The organism is Micavibrio aeruginosavorus (assembly GCF_051245535.1).
GTDB classification, from domain to species: Bacteria; Pseudomonadota; Alphaproteobacteria; order Micavibrionales; family Micavibrionaceae; genus Micavibrio; species Micavibrio aeruginosavorus_D.
Genome location: NZ_CP195303.1, coordinates 152,332 through 168,304 on the forward strand (window position 1 = coordinate 152,332; position 15,973 = coordinate 168,304).

Below are 15,973 nucleotides of genomic sequence, written 5' to 3' on the forward strand. Positions count from 1 at the left end.
CCATCGCTGGCGGGTTTTTTATTATGATTTGTTATGGATGAAAATTTCACGGTGCGGGTAGGGGATTTTGATATTGTGCTGATCAAACACATCCCACAGCGCCAGCAGAATTTCGCTTTTAACGCCAGCGGTGCCGTTTTCCGGGTCCGCAATCCAGAAGTTCAATTGGAAATCCAGTGAATTGTCGCCAAACCCAGTAAACAGGCAGGAGGGCTCGGGAAATTGCAGGACACGGGGGTTCCCGTCGGTCGTGGCTGTGGCCAGTTTGATGATCTGGTGCGGGTTGTGGCTGTAATCGACGCCGAACACAACGCTGACCAGGTTTTCGCGACCACCGCGGGACCAGTTGATAACCGGTTGGGTGACCAATTGCTCGTTCGGGATCAAATAAGACCGGCGGTCCAGCGTAATCACCTCGGTGCAGCGCGACCCCATCTGCTTCACGGTGCCAATGCCGCCCGTGGATAATTCAATCACGTCACCTGGCTGGATGGTGCGATCCATCAGCAACATCATACCGGTAAACAGGTTGGACACACCGCGTTGCAGGCCCAGACCAACCCCGATACCCACCGCCCCGGAGAACACGGCCAAGGCCGATAAATTAACCCCCGCCATGGTCAGGCCGATCATGACCGCCAGAATGGTCAGGACGATACGAACAATCTTCCCGATCAACAGGCGCGAGCCACTGGTCATACCCGGAATATTGATCAGGCGGCGTTCCACGGTGCGTGACATGCTGGACGCGATATAAACCATGATCATGGTTGCCAGCAGGCATTTCACCACGGTCAGTGCCGTCAACTGGAAATCCCCGATGGTCAGGGATGTGGCATGCAGCATCTCAACCGTGTTGTCGAGGAAGCCAAAGATGCTGAGCGCCGCAATCGACCATGTGATAAATGCAATCACATTGCGCATGGTCGGATTATGCACGATCTGAACCACCAGCCGGATCACGATCCAGGCCGCCGTCAGGCGGGTGACGGCATCAACCAAGCCCAGCCGGATATCCGGTACCATCAAGGGCGCGATGGCCAGGCACAGGGACAGCAGGATAAAGATGCTGACCGGGGCCAGCGATTTACGGATTTTCTGCAATGCGCGTTTGACAATGTTCGGTGCATGCAGGCGGTTGATAATCTGGGCCAGCTTTGCCGACGATATTTTGCTGATAATAAAACCAGCCGTGATGGCCGTAATAATAATGGCAACTTCGATCGCGGTGTCCAGTGTCAGCACATTGGTGGTGGTCCAGTCGACCGCTTGTTCGATCCAGCTTTTCAACGCTTCAGGATCAATGTCAAAAACTTCCGCCGTCAGATCGGTGAGGCTCTCATCGGTGTTTTGGCTGGATGCGGCGGTCATGCGGCGGGTCCTTTAACGCTTATGGTTTTGGCAGGCTGGGGCCCGTGGTCGATTGGCGCAGCCGCGCGGCATTGCCACCATCGCGATGGCGCAGGACGAGGGCGAAAGAACCACCGGCTTCATACGCGCTGGAATAATAACGATCGCGTGCGCTTTTTCCATCTTCATACAGATATTTTGTATCAACCAGTTGCGTACCATTGTGTGGCGCGCTGGTTTCTGCAGCCTGTTTCAGGGCGGCGATGAAAGCATGCGTCCGGCGCAAATCACCCGCATCCCGGCTTTTTTGCGCCATGTGGACCAGATCGCCGATATGGACGTAGCAATGCTCCGGAAAGAACATGTCTTGCTCAGGATAGTTATAAACACCCGGGCGTGGCAGGAAGAACCCAATCTCACCGCGCTGCATCCGGGATTGGAAGCGGCTGAGCGTCGTGAAGTAGACGCTGCCACCACTGTCCAGCGGGTTTTCGGTGCGCGGCATGTTTTTGGTCTGTGCGTTCAGCGCCTTCATAAAATCACCGAGCTGGATAAAGGGAGTCGTTGCCCATTTTTCGTTCAGGCTTTGCAGTTCTTCATTCGTAACCGGGGGCAGGGCTTGTGGTGTTGCCCGCGCAGGTATCGGCGCGGGGGAAATCCCCAAAACAGCATTAAAAATCTTCGTCAGAAATTTTTTCATGCCTATGCCCCACGGATCATATTCAAAACAGTGACCGGATAATCTTCGATAAAGCGGTCATCCAACCCGTCCCGCGTGGTCAGCAGGCGGAAGAACACCGGGCCCATGATCATATCGGCGGCAATATCCGGGGCGATGACGGCACCGAACTCACCGTTGCGCTGGCCCTGATAGACGAGGTGTTGCAAGGATTGTTTGCGGGCATCCATGTAAAACGCCTGCAGCAGGGCCATCACACCTTCATCCGCCTGAGCCTCGGCCATGATGTCGGCGATGATGCGGCCATTGCGACCACGCAAATGGCGGATCATTTTATCGACCTGCGCCATCAAGGCATCGGTGGTGGTCATTGATACTTCGGTCAAATGCGGCGCGTGCAGGTCCAATTGGTCGGAAAACGCCTCGATCACCACGGCGACCTTGTTCGGCCACCAGCGGTAAATGGTGGTTTTGCCCACACCGGCCTTGCGGGCGATCGCTTCGATCGACAAATCACGCAAGGGTGTGTGCAGCATCAGGCGACGGGTGGCATCCAGAATGGCCTTGCGGGATTCTTCGCTGCGCGGGCGCCCCGATTTCACTGGCGCAGCCATGTTGGGACTGCTCAGTCCGCCATCATCCATCGTGGCATCGGTTTGAATCTGGTTCAGGGCATAAGCGTGCGACATAAGAAATCCTTGGTCCGTCATATATAAGTACAAGAGGTGAAAACGATACGCCCTGTATCCGATTCTGGGCGAGGGGGCATGAATCCACAGCCACACGGCGGGCGCAAGGGGGCACGGGGAAATCTGCACAGATTCTGTGCTGTGCCCGGAAATCGCCACAATTCACCTATTTTCCAGAATAATTTATTGTTGTAACATATTGAAATTACATGAAAATGCCCATCCTGTTTGGCGAGGGCCATGTTTTCAGGTATAAAAAGGGCCATCGAAGACTGTGCATGGCGTGATGGCCAAACCACTTAGGCGTATTCGACGAGACCATCAGGCGGCGGCCCGCGCGTAATTGAAATAGCGTAATATACGGACCGCCAAATTGTTAACCAAGAAACACAGGACGTACTCGACACATGAAAATCTGGTTTATTTACGAGCGTGATCTGAGCAGCCCCGAAGCGTTTGAAACACTGCGCTATATGGAAGAGGGCAAAAAGCTCGGCCATGAGGTCACCGTCTACAAACCCAACCAGTTCGAAATTCTGGTCGCCGATGGTGATGCCGAACCCAGCATCCTGATCGACGGCGTCAAAACCGCTTTGCCGGATGTGTGCTTCCCCTATCTGGCGCGCAATGAAAACATGTATTTCTGCATGGCCGTTATTCGTGAGATGGAACGCCAAGGCGTTTTGGTCATGAATGATGCCGCCACCATCGAATGCGTCTGCGACAAATTGCACACGCACCAGATTCTGGCCCAACACAACATCCCGACCCCGACCACCATGCTGGCCAAATTCCCGGTCGATGTGAAAATGGTTGAAAAACATCTGGGCTTCCCGGTTGTCGTGAAAACCGTTCTGGGCACACAGGGCAGCGGCGTTTTCCTGCTGAACAATGAAAATGAATTTACCGACATGATGGCCTTCATCGGTGAAACCAGTTCCGGTGTGCAGTTGATCATGCAAAAATTTGTGGCCGCATCATCGGGCCGTGACCTGCGTTTGTTTGTGGTCGATGGCAAGGTGATTGGTGCGATGGAACGCCGTTCTGGCAATGGCAGCTTCAAAGCCAACTATTCACTGGGTGGATCGGTTGCGAAGTTTGAGCCGGATGCCGAAGCCGAATGGATCGCGGTCAAAACCGCCCGCGCGCTGGGTGCGGATATTGCGGGTATTGATTTGCTGTTCACGGACGATGGTCATTACACCGTCTGCGAAGCCAACGTGTTCCCAGGCTTTAAGGGTCTGGAACAAGCGTGCGGCGTCAATATTCCGAAACAGGTTTACGCCGGTATTGAAAATCTGCTGGCCCAGCATCGTGCGGATCGTCGCCCAACGGCGACCGTCAACGTGGGTGGCGGTGCATCCTTCACCCGCTGGCTGGGCAATGTGCGCAGCATCTTCGACACGAAGAACGCCAAGGCGAAAAAGAAAGCGGCTTAATAAAAGCTGGATTAGAAATAAAAAAGGCGGCTCCAACCGGGCCGCCTTTTTTTATTTTTACTGCACCACGCTGCTTTGCTGGATCGGGCTTTGGAATGTTTTCGGGGCGGGGTCGACCACCACGATCTGACCGTTGCGATATTCCAAAACGGCCAATCCACGATCCACCAATCCATCCGGGCGGAAACGGAAGATACCGTCCAGACCCGCAAACCCGTTCGGGTTCATAATGAAATTCCAGTCAAAGGCGGGCACACCTTGTGTCGCATGGCCATTGCGGGCCAGCACAACGGCCAGCGCGGCGGCATCATAGCCCAATGTTGCCACGCGCGGCGGTGTCATGCCGTATGCGTTGCGGTATTTGCTGTTGAAGGCGTGCAGCGCTGAGGGCTCCGGCGCGGCAAACCATGCACCCTGCAGGTTTTTGTCGGAGGCCAGCGTGACATCATCCCACAATCCCGTGCCAATCCGGCGCACCTGTTGCGGTGGCATGTCGAAATAGGTCAGCAGGTTGGCCAGTGCCCGCGCATCGGTTCCCCCCGCCGGGATCAGCACAGCCTCGAACGGAGCCGGCGCACCGGACGTGTGGCGTTGATCATACTGGCTGAATTGTTTCACCGCATCGGTCATGTTTTTATCGCCGGGGGTAAAGCGCATGGATGCCGTGGCCTGCATCCCGACCACCGGGGCGCGGTTTTGGAAGGCGCTATACACCATCTGGCCATATTCGCTGTCGGGGATCATGACGCCAACATTGCGTGTGCCTTGGGTGGCGGCGTAATCAACAACACGCTGAACCTGACCAAACGGCATAAAGCCCATCAGGAATGTATTGCCACCCGCCAGCTTCCAGTCCGTCGAAAATCCGATGACGTTCAAATTATATTGTGCGGCGACATTTTTCACCGCGCGCACTTCATCGGCGAACAGGGGGCCGAGGATCAGTTGCGCGCCATCACGGGCCGCACTTTCAGCGGCGGCGGATGCGCCCTGCGCTGTGCCATGTGTATCACGCGGCATCAATTCAAACGCGTCATAACCAACATCGAACAACGCCAGTTGCGCGGCGTTCATAATGGCTTCGCCCACTTCTTTGCCTTGGCCGGACAAAGGAACCAACAGGGCCACCTTCACTGGCGGCAGGTTTTGCACCGGCATGGCGGCGGGCGGCGGGGTGAATGTTCCGGTGCTGCTGCCCGGCTGGTTCAGCAGGGCGTCCGTTTGCGGTGTCGTTTGTGTTTGCGCGTTCAGCCATTCATTCCGGGAATCCAATTGGCCGGGGGCTTGGCTGGCCGGGGCCTGCGCCGTTGGGCGGGTCCATGGGCTGGATGAGGATGACCCACAGGCCGCCAGCAACGTGGCCGCCGTGAAAATCGTGAAAAACAGAACGAAAAAACGCTGAAACATTTGAAAAGTCCCCTTTGTGGGAGAGATCGCGGTGTGGCGCGAAGCCTAGGGTCTGTACTCAATTCTAGTCTTTTGGCCTGCAAACGGTGTTTTTCTGTGCTTCCGCTCCTCAAATACATCAATGTATTCTGCGGGGCGGTTCTCGAAAACCATCGTTTTCGGCTCAAAATCCGTCAATTGAGTACAGACCCTAGCACACTCATAAAGGGCTATAAAGGGCGGGTTTTCTCACTTATATATAGAGGTATGAAAACACTGCATCCTGTCTCCCTGCCTCCCGGCCTGTATCTTGTTTCCACGCCCATCGGTAATCTGCGCGATATGACGCTGCGGGCGCTGGATGTGTTGACCACGGTCGATACCATTATATGTGAAGACACGCGTGTGACGGCCAAGCTGTTACAGGCGCACGGTATTCCGAACAAGCCGCTGCTGGTTTTGAACGACCATAGCGAGAATAAAGGGCGGGCCGCGATCCTCAGCCGTCTGGCCAATGGGGAATCCATGGCGCTGGTGTCCGATGCGGGCACGCCGCTGGTGTCTGACCCCGGTTATAAACTGGTCCGCGATGCACAGGATCTGGGCATCATGGTCACCAGCCTGCCGGGGGCGAATGCGCCGCTGACGGCGTTGCAATTGTCGGGCCTGCCTAGCGATGCGTTTTGCTTTATCGGCTTTCTGCCATCCAAATCAGTGGCGCGGAAAAAGGAATGGCAGCGCTGGGCCCACAGCCCCGCCACCTTGCTGGCCTTTGAAACCGCGCCGCGCCTGCTGGATTCCTTGATTGATATGCGCGATGTGCTGGGCGATCGTGACGCGGCGGTGGTGCGTGAAATCACCAAAATGTTCGAAGAATCCCGCCGTGGAAAAATTTCGGAACTGGTGGCGCATTACACGGCCGAGGGGCCGCCGAAGGGAGAAATTGTTCTGGTCGTATCCGGCGCGCCCGAAAATATTGAAATGGATGATGCCGCGATTGATGCCATGATCGCTTCTGCCTTGGACAGTATGCGGGTGAAAGATGCCGCCGCTTTTGTATCGGAACAAACGGGCCGCCCGAAAAAGGAAATTTATGAACGCGCCTTGATTGTCTCTAAACAGGGCCGCGATGAATGACCCAATCGGAATCCAATCGTTATCGCCGAGGATTGAACGCCGAATTTTGGGCGGCGCTTTATCTGCGTGTCACGGGCTATCGCATTCTGGAACGGCGATGCCGCACCCCGGTCGGGGAAATTGATATTGTGGCCCGGCGTGGAAAAAACCTTGTGTTTGTTGAGGTTAAGACCCGGATGGACATGACCACGGCGCTCGAATCCATCTCGTCGACGCAACGGGGGCGCATTGTGCGGGCCGCGCAATATTATATGGCCCGCTTGCGCAGCGAATTTGATCCGCGTTTTGACGTGATTGCCATTGTTCCGCCGTTTTCCTTGCGGCATATTAGGAATGCTTGGGATCTGTCCGGCGCTCTCTAACGTGTTTCTACTCTTATCGGGGTTCTTGCCATGAAAATTTCCACTTCATCCGGTTTTGTTGCTTTGGCATGTGTTGCCGTATTGGCGCTGGGCGCTTGCACGCCGTTGGGTGTTGCGACCGGTGCCGGGGCCACGGTGGGTATTGCCGCCGCGGGTGAGGGTGGAATTAATGGGGCCGCGACGGACATCCGCATCCGTACCCAGATTAACGAAAGCTGGTTCCGTCACGATGTGGACATGTTCCGCAAAGTCGGCCTGACCGTCGATCAGGGGCGCGTGTTGCTGACCGGGATCGTGCAAAACCCTGACCATCGTGTTGAGGCTGTGCGTCTGGTCTGGCAAGTCGATGGCGTGAAGCAGGTCATCAACGAAATCCGCGTGGATGAAGGCGCAGGCTTTGTCAGCTACGCCAACGATGCGTGGATTTCCACGAACATGCGCACATCAATGACGTTTGACAAAAATATCCTGTCCATCAACTATTCCATCGATACGGTGGATGGCACCGTTTACATCATGGGCGTCGCCCGGGATCAGGCGGAACTGGACCGCGTGATTGCGCTGGCCAAAAATATCCGTGGCGTGAAACAGGTTGTCAGCTATGCCAAAATGCTGGGCGAGCCGATCGTGTCGCAGGCGGATCAAAGCATTCCTCTGCAATAAGCCCAGGATATAACGCATGAACCAATCCCCCATTTCCACCTTGCGCACGGACAATCCCGCCGATGTTATGAATCATCTGCGCGGGCTGGGGGCTGTGCCGGATGGGGGCATTGAACTGGCGGGCACGGCGTTGTTGCTGGCCGCGCTGGACCAGCCGGGTATTACGCTGGATCAATATGAAAGCCATCTGCGCCGTTTGTCCGATGATGTGCGTGAGCGTTTCGCGGCCTTGGTCGAAGCCGGGGCCGGTGATACGCCGGAAACGAAAATCGCGGCCCTGAAACATATTATTTGCGATCAATACGGGTATGACGGGGACCGCGATCATTACGACGATCTGCAAAACGCCAGCCTGATCCGCACCATCGATCGTCGCCGCGGTATGCCGATTACATTGGCCATTTTGTGCATCGAGGCAGGGCGCCGCATTGGGTGGAGCGTTCAGGGCCTCAATGTCCCCGGTCATTTTGTATGCCGCATGGATGACGGCGCAACGCGTGTGATTTTTGATCCGTTCAACGGATGCAAAATTTTACAGGCTCCCGATCTGCGCCAATTGGTGAAACAGACATTGGGGCCCAATGCGGAACTGTCCGCCGATTATTACAACCCGGCGGATAACCGCACGATTTTGGTGCGATTGCAAAACAACATCAAACTGCGCCGTATCGAAGCCGAAGATTACGAAGGGGCGTTGAACGCCGTTGAAGCAATGCGCGCGTTCGATCCGAACGAGGTGCGCTTGTTGCTGGATGCTGGTGTTTTGTATGCGCGGACGGGGCGGTTGAACGATGCCGTGTCTGTGTTGGAGGCCTATATTCCACGCGCGCCGAATCCGCAGGACCGTCAGGATGCGGAAATGTTGTTGTTTCAGGTGCGGGACATTTTGAACTGATTCGTTTTCATAATCATATGCTTATTGCGGGGTGCCCGCAAAGCGCCGCGTACTTGCCTTAAAAATGTCCAGAATATGTTATGTTATGAACCTGTTCGGCCCTTGCAAGTGCTTGAGGAACCGAATAGAAGATTCACTATTAGTTTCTCTGGGGGCGTGATTCTGCGTCTCTCAAACAACCTGAACCATTCATAAGAATTCAAGGAGTCGTCCCATGTTCGTCCGTAATCTGCTGCTGGTGTCCGCTATGGGCCTGTCTCTCGCTGCTTGTTCTTCCAAGGATGATCAAGCTGAAGTTGGTGAAGTGCGCGTTGGCGCGAACGACACCATGACCCCCGGTGCGCTGGACGGTTCCTACCAAGATATGAACGGCCCGATCCCGGGCACGCAACAAGATCTGGTTGTCAACATCGGCGACCGCGTCTTCTTCGGCTATGACCGTATCGATCTGACCCCGGAAGCACAAAACCTGCTGAAAATGCAAGCTGACTGGATGGGCCGTTACCCGAACGTCAACGTTGTGATCGAAGGTCACGCGGACGAGCGCGGCACACGCGAATACAACTTGGCTCTGGGTGAGCGTCGTGCGAACTCGGTTAAAAACTACCTGACCGCCATGGGTGTTTCCCCGGCGCGTATCCGCACGGTCAGCTACGGTAAAGAACAACCGGCTGTTCTGGGTTCCACACCGGAAGGTTGGGCACAAAACCGTCGCGGCGTAACGGTTGTTGAATAAGATCAGAACATAAGGAAGGAAAGCGCGTGATTATCAGTCATTCCGGTCGTCCATCGATCCGTAAGACCGTTCTTTCCACCCTTCTTGTTACAGTGATGGCCGGCGCGGTTTTCGCGCCGGCTTTCGCGCAATCTGGGGGCGACACGCAAGCGCGCCTGACCCGGATGGAAAACGAAATCCAGACTTTGTCCCGCGCGATTTTCAAGGGCGAAACACCGCCGCCCGGTGCATTCGGCGCATCCGCCGATCAATCGGCGCAGGCCGAATTGCAATTGCGCCTGACGCAGATGGAAGAAGACCTCCGCGCCTTGACCGGCAAGGTTGAAGAACAGAATTACCAGATGGAACGCCTGCGCGATGAAATGACGCAGTTGAAAAACGCGTCTTTGTCCGCGCCTGTGGCACCAACCCCGGCCCCGCGCAATGGCATGATCGGTTATCCCGATCAACAGCCCACAACACCGGCCAGTGATATGGATGGCATGGTGGATGTGCCAGCGCAAAATAATGATTTCGCTGTGACCGACCCGAATGCACCCGCGCCCATGAATGCACCGACATCCGGGCAACTGGGATCGGCGGTGACGGCCCCGACGGGGCAGGCCGTAACGGCGGGCACGCCCGCGGCCCTGTACGAAGAATCCTTTGCCGCTGTGCGCAGCCGTGATTTTGCCAAGGCACGGGCGGGGTTTGAAAAATTCCTGAGCGAAAATCCGGATCATAATCTGGCCGCCAATGCGACCTATTGGTTGGGTGAAACCTATTACGCGCAGAATGATTACGAATCCGCCGCACGCGTTTTTGCCGAAGGCTTCCAAAAGTTCCCGAAGGGGGCCAAGGGACCAGATAATCTGTTGAAACTCGGCCTGTCTCTGGCTGGTTTGGGCAAGACGAAGGAAGCGTGCATCGCGCTGGGCCAATTGCGTAAGCAATACCCGTCCGGTGCCGTGCCTGTCCTGACGCAAGGCGATCAGGAAATGGCGAAGCTGCAATGCAATCCCTAAACGTGCATGTGACTCCTGAAACACCGGATTCATTCACGGCGTGGTTTGGGACTCTGCCTGTCGTTCGCAACAACATTCAATTCGATCATATTGCGATTGCGCTGTCCGGCGGACCGGACAGCATGGCGTTGCTGCATCTTCTTGCGCGGGTTTGCCAGCCGCAAACAATTATTCATGCCATCACGGTCGACCATGGCCTGCGTGCGAGTTCTGCGGATGAAGCGCAGCTTGTTGGGTCGTGGGTGTCTTCTCTGCACAATGTGCGCCATCATATCGTGCGCTGGGACGGTGAAAAACCGGACAGCGCTATCATGGAATCGGCGCGCGCCGCACGCTATCGCCTGCTGGAACAATTTTGCGGCACACGCGGCATTAAAAATTTATGGGTCGCCCATAACCGCACGGATCAGGCGGAAACGTTTTTGTTTCGTCTGGCGAAAGGCAGCGGGCTGGATGGGCTGGCCGCCATTCACGAACAAACATCATCGCCATCGGGGGCTGTGCAAATTCTGCGCCCCTTGCTGGATGTGGCCAAGGATGATTTGACCGCATGGTGCGTGGATCAAAATATTCCCTTCGTCACCGATCCATCCAACCAGAACACAGCCTTCGCCCGCATCCGTTTGCGCCAGAGCATGGATGTGCTGGCGGCGGAGGGTTTAAGCGAAAAACGTCTGGCGACCACCGCCCGCCGCATGGGCCGGGCCCGCGCGGCCTTGGACCATTTCACGGATCAGGCCTGGGCGCAGGTGGTGACGGTTCAAAATGATGCCATCACGATGGATCTGCACGCGTTGGCCACATGGCCGGATGATATCCGCCTGCGCGTCATTCGCCGGGCCTGTGACCATGTGACAATGGACCGCGAAGGGTTCGGCCCACGTCTTGATCGTCTGGAGGAAATCGTCGATCAAATCTTTACCGATCACGATTTCCGGGCGGCGACATTGGGCGGTGTTCTCCTGCGCCGTGCACCGGGTGGTGGCGATCGTCTGCGGATTGTGCGCGAAGGCGGAAAAACGTCCTAAAACCAAGCGAATCTGCGCTTTTTGCACCCCCGCCACCGCTTGTTTGCTTGGACAAATGTGCTACATATCCTGTAGAGTTCGAAAGCGTGTAAAATCACGCATTTTCAATAACGTAGAGGCGGAGCAATCACTGTGAACAATTTTGGCCGTAACCTGCTGTTCTGGTTGGCCGTTGGCGTAACGCTGGCGTTCCTGTTCAATGTGTTTCAAGGCGGCAAGACCGCAGCCACGGGCGGCATCAGCGGTGACACGCTTGCCTACAGCGACTTCATGGCCGATGCGGGCGGTGGTCGTATTTCCGATGTCACGATCAAGGGACAGGAAATCACCGGGCATTACAGCGCCGATGGCCGCGCGTTCCGCGTTCTGGTTCCGAACAATGAAAACGTGGTTGACCGTCTGGCCACCACGGGCGTTCGCATCACCGCCGAAAAAGATGACACCGGCAAAGTCAGCCTGATGGGCGTTTTGCTGTCCTGGTTCCCGATGCTGCTCCTGATCGGTGTGTGGATTTTCTTCATGCGCCAGATGCAGGGCAAAGGCGGCGGCGGTGCCATGGGCTTTGGTAAATCCCGCGCCCGTATGCTGACTGAAGCGCACGGCCGCATTACGTTTGATGACGTGGCCGGTATCGAAGAAGCCAAAACCGAACTGGAAGAAATTGTTGAGTTCCTGAAGGATCCGCAAAAATTCCAACGCCTCGGCGGTAAAATTCCGAAGGGCGCGTTGCTGGTCGGCCCCCCGGGTACGGGTAAAACCCTGATTGCGCGTGCGGTTGCGGGTGAAGCCAACGTGCCGTTCTTCACCATCTCCGGTTCTGACTTCGTTGAAATGTTCGTCGGTGTTGGTGCATCCCGTGTGCGCGACATGTTCGAACAGGCGAAGAAAAACGCCCCTTGCATTATCTTCATTGACGAAATTGATGCGGTTGGTCGTCATCGTGGTGCCGGTCTGGGCGGCGGGAACGACGAACGCGAACAAACCCTCAACCAGTTGCTGGTTGAAATGGACGGGTTCGAAGCAAGCGAAGGTGTAATCCTGATCGCCGCCACCAACCGCCCCGACGTTCTGGACCCGGCGTTGCTGCGTCCGGGCCGTTTCGACCGTCAGGTTGTTGTGCCGCTGCCGGATGTGAATGGCCGTGACAAAATTCTCAGCGTTCACATGAAGAAAGTGCCGCTGGCGAAAAACGTTCAATCCATGGTGATTGCACGCGGTACGCCGGGCTTCTCCGGTGCCGATCTCGCCAACCTGGTGAACGAGGCCGCGTTGCTGGCCGCGCGCCGTGGCAAACGCGTCGTCGGTATGGAAGAATTCGAAGACGCCAAGGACAAAGTGATGATGGGCACGGAACGTCGTTCCATGGCTATGTCCGACAAGGAAAAGAACCTGACCGCCTATCACGAAGCCGGTCACGCCATTCTGGCCATCCACGAACCGGAATCCGATCCGATCCACAAGGCAACGATTATCCCGCGCGGTCGCGCGCTGGGTATGGTTATGCGCCTGCCGGAAGGGGACCGCTTGTCCGTTGCGTATGACAAGTTGAAGGCCGATCTGGTCGTGGCCATGGGTGGCCGCGTGGCCGAAGAACTGATCTTCGGTAAAGAAAAAGTCACGACGGGCGCATCCAGCGATATTCGCTTTGCAACGGATATGGCACGCCGCATGGTCACCGAATGGGGATTCAACGAAAATCTCGGCCCGTTGCATTACGGCGCGAACCAGGAAGAAGTGTTCCTGGGCCACTCCGTTACGCAATCGAAAAACATGTCGGAAAACACCGCGTCGGTGATTGATACCGAAGTGCGCCAGATCGTGGAAACCGCGTACAAACGCGCCCGCGTCATGCTGACCGAACATCTGGATCAATTGCACATTCTGGCGAAGGCTCTGCTGGAATATGAAACGCTCAGCGGTGAAGAGATCAAGGCCGTCCTGCGCGGTGAAGTCATCATTCGTGACAATGGTCAGGATGAAAGCGATGATCGTCCGCACTCCTCCGTTCCGACGGGCGGCGACATTGATCTGGGCTCCATCAAGCCGCAAGGGGCATAGGTTAGAATGGCCCGTAAATATTTCGGTACCGACGGTATCCGCGGTCGCGCCAACACGTTCCCGATGACCGCCGATATGGCGTTGAAGGTGGCCATGGCCGCCGCCGCGTCTATCCGCGCGGATCAAGGGGGCCTGCACCAAAACCGCGCCATTATCGGCAAGGACACACGCCTGTCCGGCTATATGCTGGAGGAGGCGATGGCCGCCGGTTTCGTGGCGATGGGGATGGAGGTTATTCTGGTCGGCCCGATCCCGACGCCGGGTATTGCCATGCTCACGCGCTCTCTGCGCGCTGATGTCGGGGTGATGATTTCCGCATCCCACAATCCGTATGAAGATAACGGCATTAAATTGTTCGGTGCCGATGGCTACAAACTGCCCGATGCGCTGGAAGAGGCGATTGAAGCGCGGATCGACACGCCCGACCTGTCCGCCGAACTGGCCCCCGCCGACCGCATTGGCAAGGCCAGCCGTCTGGAAGATGCGCCGGGCCGCTACATCGAATTTATCAAAAGCAGCTTCCCCAAGGGCATGAGCCTTGAAGGCCTGAAAATCGTTGTCGATTGCGCCAACGGGGCCGCTTATAAAATCGCGCCGCAAGTTCTGTGGGAACTGGAAGCAGAAGTCATCGCCATGGGCGTTGCCCCGAATGGCCGCAACATCAATGACAAATGCGGCGCCACCGCCACGCAAGCGTTGCAGGACCGCGTTGTCGCAGAGAAAGCCGATATCGGTATCGCGCTCGATGGTGATGCCGACCGCATCATCATGGTGGATGAACGTGGCAACCGTGTCGATGGCGACCAATTGATGGCGCTGCTCGCCCGGTCGGGTCAGGCCAATGGAACCTTGCGCGGCAACGGCGTTGTCGCCACCGTCATGTCCAATCTGGGGCTGGAACGCTATTTGAAAACGCTGGGCATGGAATTGATCCGCACGCCGGTGGGTGATCGCCATGTGGTCGAACGCATGCGGGCCGATGGATATAATCTGGGCGGGGAACAATCCGGCCATATTATCATGTCCGATTTCGGCACGACGGGGGATGGGTTGCTGGCGGGCCTGCAAATTCTGGCCGCGCTGAAACAACAAAGCTTCCCGGCCTCAACCGCGCTGAACATCTTTACGCCCGTGCCGCAGATTCTGAAGAATGTCCGTTTCCAAAAGGGGCACAAGCCGCTGGACCACGACGCGGTGAAGGCCGCGATTGAAAAGGCCGAAGCCAAGCTGGTGAAAGAAGGCCGCTTGCTGGTTCGCGCGTCCGGCACAGAACCGCTGATCCGCGTGATGGCCGAGGGCGATGATCAATCGCTGGTCGAAACCGTCGTCAATGATCTGTGCGGTGTGATTGAAAGCGTCGCGGTTTAAACTTTATCCGTGCAGAACATACGCACCAAGCCCGCGCCAGAATCCCATTTCGCGGCGCAGGTGTTTGCAATATTGCCCGACAATTTTATTGGCGACATGATCCGTCGTGTTTTTAACATTGATCGGTGGGCTGGTTAACGGTTCGTGCCGTGCCACTTTGTCAAAATTTCTAACGGCGCCGGATCTCAGCAAAGAGGCGGGCATGTCGAATCCGCAAAAGTTAAAAGCATAGAGGGCGCGCCCACGACTGAGCGTTTCCGACAAAATGGATTTTGAATCACCGTACAGGATAATATGCTCTGATCGGTCAATCAGCCCGAGATAGGGGTTATAGGCCCCGTCTTTCCGCCCTTTTTGAAAATCATAGCCTAGAATGTTGACCTGATTTTCCAGCCCCAGATTGCGCGCCGTAGAAAACAGGCCAGCCATCATCTCAGTGTATGAATCCGTATCCGTGCGGCGTCCGCCACAAACGAAGATCGTGGATTCAGGCAATGATTTTAATTTCGGCAGCAATTTTTCGGCTAGGCCGTATGAACCGTGATCGGCCATCATCACGGTGATAATCGGGCCTTTAATATCTTTGTACGCTTGTTCAAAAAGCTGTCCGTGTTCGTGCAGCAATGCGGGTGTGATGTGGTGCGGCACCAGATCGAAGCGACCCGCATACATGCGTGCAAGGGCTTCGTTAATGTTATTGACGACATAGGTTTTTTTCCCGTCCTTGCTACGCTCATTAAAGAGGTTGATGTGCGGGAATACAGCATTGGGGTCGGTCGCCGGGAATAAATGTTTTGGATCGTGGGAGAAAATAATATCCGGCCATCCATATTCGCGCAGATACTCCCCGCGCGCGGCTTCACTGTCGGCAATATGGGGATAATCCGTGCGCAGAACATCATCATCGATGTAGCGATATGTGCCGCCCAATTTTTCAGCGACGATTTTTCCCAACCCGACATAACCATGTGAATCGCCGCGGTCTTTGTCATTGTTGACGGCGCTGACCAGAACTGTGGGGTTCTGGGGGACATAGGACGGCAATGCGGCATTATTGAATATTTTTCTTAGCATTGTGACCTCAGGTCAAATTCGGGGGCCAATTCGGGGGCCAAATCCGGCAAAGATTTTCGTTTTTATCACGGGGTTATGTTTTATGACAATAAAAATCACCCCGGC

Annotated in this window: 15 protein-coding genes; 10 read left to right on the forward strand and 5 right to left on the reverse strand. The window is 56.0% G+C overall.

Annotation, left to right across the window (positions count from 1 at the left end):
- Positions 1 to 21 precede the first annotated feature (21 nt).
- The 3 genes from ACSC94_RS00750 to ACSC94_RS00760 are packed head-to-tail and all read right to left on the reverse strand — an operon-like array spanning position 22 to position 2,718.
- A complete protein-coding gene (locus tag ACSC94_RS00750) occupies positions 22 to 1,371 on the reverse strand; it encodes a mechanosensitive ion channel family protein (protein WP_435641167.1) in 1,350 nt (449 codons plus the stop codon).
- A gap of 19 nt (positions 1,372 to 1,390) precedes the next feature.
- A complete protein-coding gene (locus tag ACSC94_RS00755) occupies positions 1,391 to 2,050 on the reverse strand; it encodes a hypothetical protein (RefSeq protein ID WP_435641168.1) in 660 nt (219 codons plus the stop codon).
- Between the two features lie 2 nt (positions 2,051 to 2,052).
- Positions 2,053 to 2,718 (reverse strand): TetR/AcrR family transcriptional regulator, encoded by a 666-nt coding sequence (locus ACSC94_RS00760; RefSeq protein ID WP_435641169.1) that lies wholly within the window; start codon positions 2,716 to 2,718, stop codon positions 2,053 to 2,055.
- Positions 2,719 to 3,125: 407 nt separating this feature from the next.
- On the opposite strand from ACSC94_RS00760, the gene ACSC94_RS00765 reads away from it, so the two are divergent.
- A complete protein-coding gene (locus tag ACSC94_RS00765) occupies positions 3,126 to 4,157 on the forward strand; it encodes an ATP-grasp domain-containing protein (RefSeq protein ID WP_435641170.1) in 1,032 nt (343 codons plus the stop codon).
- A 57-nt stretch (positions 4,158 to 4,214) separates the two neighbouring features.
- Here the strand turns inward: ACSC94_RS00765 and ACSC94_RS00770 are convergent, their stop codons facing one another.
- Positions 4,215 to 5,564 (reverse strand): penicillin-binding protein activator, encoded by a 1,350-nt coding sequence (locus tag ACSC94_RS00770; protein WP_435641171.1) that lies wholly within the window; start codon positions 5,562 to 5,564, stop codon positions 4,215 to 4,217.
- A 246-nt stretch (positions 5,565 to 5,810) separates the two neighbouring features.
- Here ACSC94_RS00770 and rsmI point away from each other — a divergent pair, with 246 nt between their 5' ends.
- The 9 genes from rsmI to glmM all read left to right on the forward strand — a co-directional run bounded on the left by rsmI (position 5,811) and on the right by glmM (position 14,794).
- The gene (rsmI, locus tag ACSC94_RS00775; protein ID WP_435641172.1) at positions 5,811 to 6,680 is read left to right on the forward strand and encodes a 16S rRNA (cytidine(1402)-2'-O)-methyltransferase; all 870 of its coding nucleotides are present in this window, start codon (positions 5,811 to 5,813) and stop codon (positions 6,678 to 6,680) included.
- A complete protein-coding gene (locus tag ACSC94_RS00780; protein WP_435641173.1) occupies positions 6,677 to 7,042 on the forward strand; it encodes a YraN family protein in 366 nt (121 codons plus the stop codon). The genes rsmI and ACSC94_RS00780 overlap by 4 nt, the downstream gene beginning before the upstream one ends.
- A gap of 30 nt (positions 7,043 to 7,072) precedes the next feature.
- Positions 7,073 to 7,705 (forward strand): BON domain-containing protein, encoded by a 633-nt coding sequence (locus ACSC94_RS00785; protein ID WP_435641174.1) that lies wholly within the window; start codon positions 7,073 to 7,075, stop codon positions 7,703 to 7,705.
- A gap of 16 nt (positions 7,706 to 7,721) precedes the next feature.
- A complete protein-coding gene (locus tag ACSC94_RS00790; RefSeq protein ID WP_435641175.1) occupies positions 7,722 to 8,600 on the forward strand; it encodes a SirB1 family protein in 879 nt (292 codons plus the stop codon).
- A 214-nt stretch (positions 8,601 to 8,814) separates the two neighbouring features.
- On the forward strand, positions 8,815 to 9,336 hold the full coding sequence (gene pal, locus ACSC94_RS00795) for a peptidoglycan-associated lipoprotein Pal (RefSeq protein ID WP_435641176.1): 522 nt from the start codon (positions 8,815 to 8,817) through the stop codon (positions 9,334 to 9,336).
- Positions 9,337 to 9,362: 26 nt separating this feature from the next.
- Positions 9,363 to 10,340 carry a tol-pal system protein YbgF gene (gene ybgF, locus ACSC94_RS00800; protein WP_435641177.1) on the forward strand — a complete coding sequence of 326 codons (978 nt, stop codon included), beginning with the start codon at positions 9,363 to 9,365 and terminating at the stop codon, positions 10,338 to 10,340.
- Positions 10,328 to 11,368, forward strand: a complete 1,041-nt coding sequence (tilS, locus tag ACSC94_RS00805; RefSeq protein WP_435641178.1) for a tRNA lysidine(34) synthetase TilS — start codon at positions 10,328 to 10,330, stop codon at positions 11,366 to 11,368. The genes ybgF and tilS overlap by 13 nt, the downstream gene beginning before the upstream one ends.
- Before the next feature lie 132 nt (positions 11,369 to 11,500).
- A complete protein-coding gene (gene ftsH / locus ACSC94_RS00810; RefSeq protein WP_435641179.1) occupies positions 11,501 to 13,426 on the forward strand; it encodes an ATP-dependent zinc metalloprotease FtsH in 1,926 nt (641 codons plus the stop codon).
- Positions 13,427 to 13,432: 6 nt separating this feature from the next.
- Complete coding sequence (gene glmM / locus ACSC94_RS00815; RefSeq protein WP_435641180.1) at positions 13,433 to 14,794, forward strand: phosphoglucosamine mutase; 1,362 nt, start codon at positions 13,433 to 13,435, stop codon at positions 14,792 to 14,794.
- 3 nt (positions 14,795 to 14,797) lie between these two features.
- On the opposite strand, the gene ACSC94_RS00820 is transcribed toward glmM, so the two are convergent.
- Positions 14,798 to 15,868 carry a hypothetical protein gene (locus tag ACSC94_RS00820; RefSeq protein ID WP_435641181.1) on the reverse strand — a complete coding sequence of 357 codons (1,071 nt, stop codon included), beginning with the start codon at positions 15,866 to 15,868 and terminating at the stop codon, positions 14,798 to 14,800.
- Positions 15,869 to 15,973 lie beyond the last annotated feature (105 nt).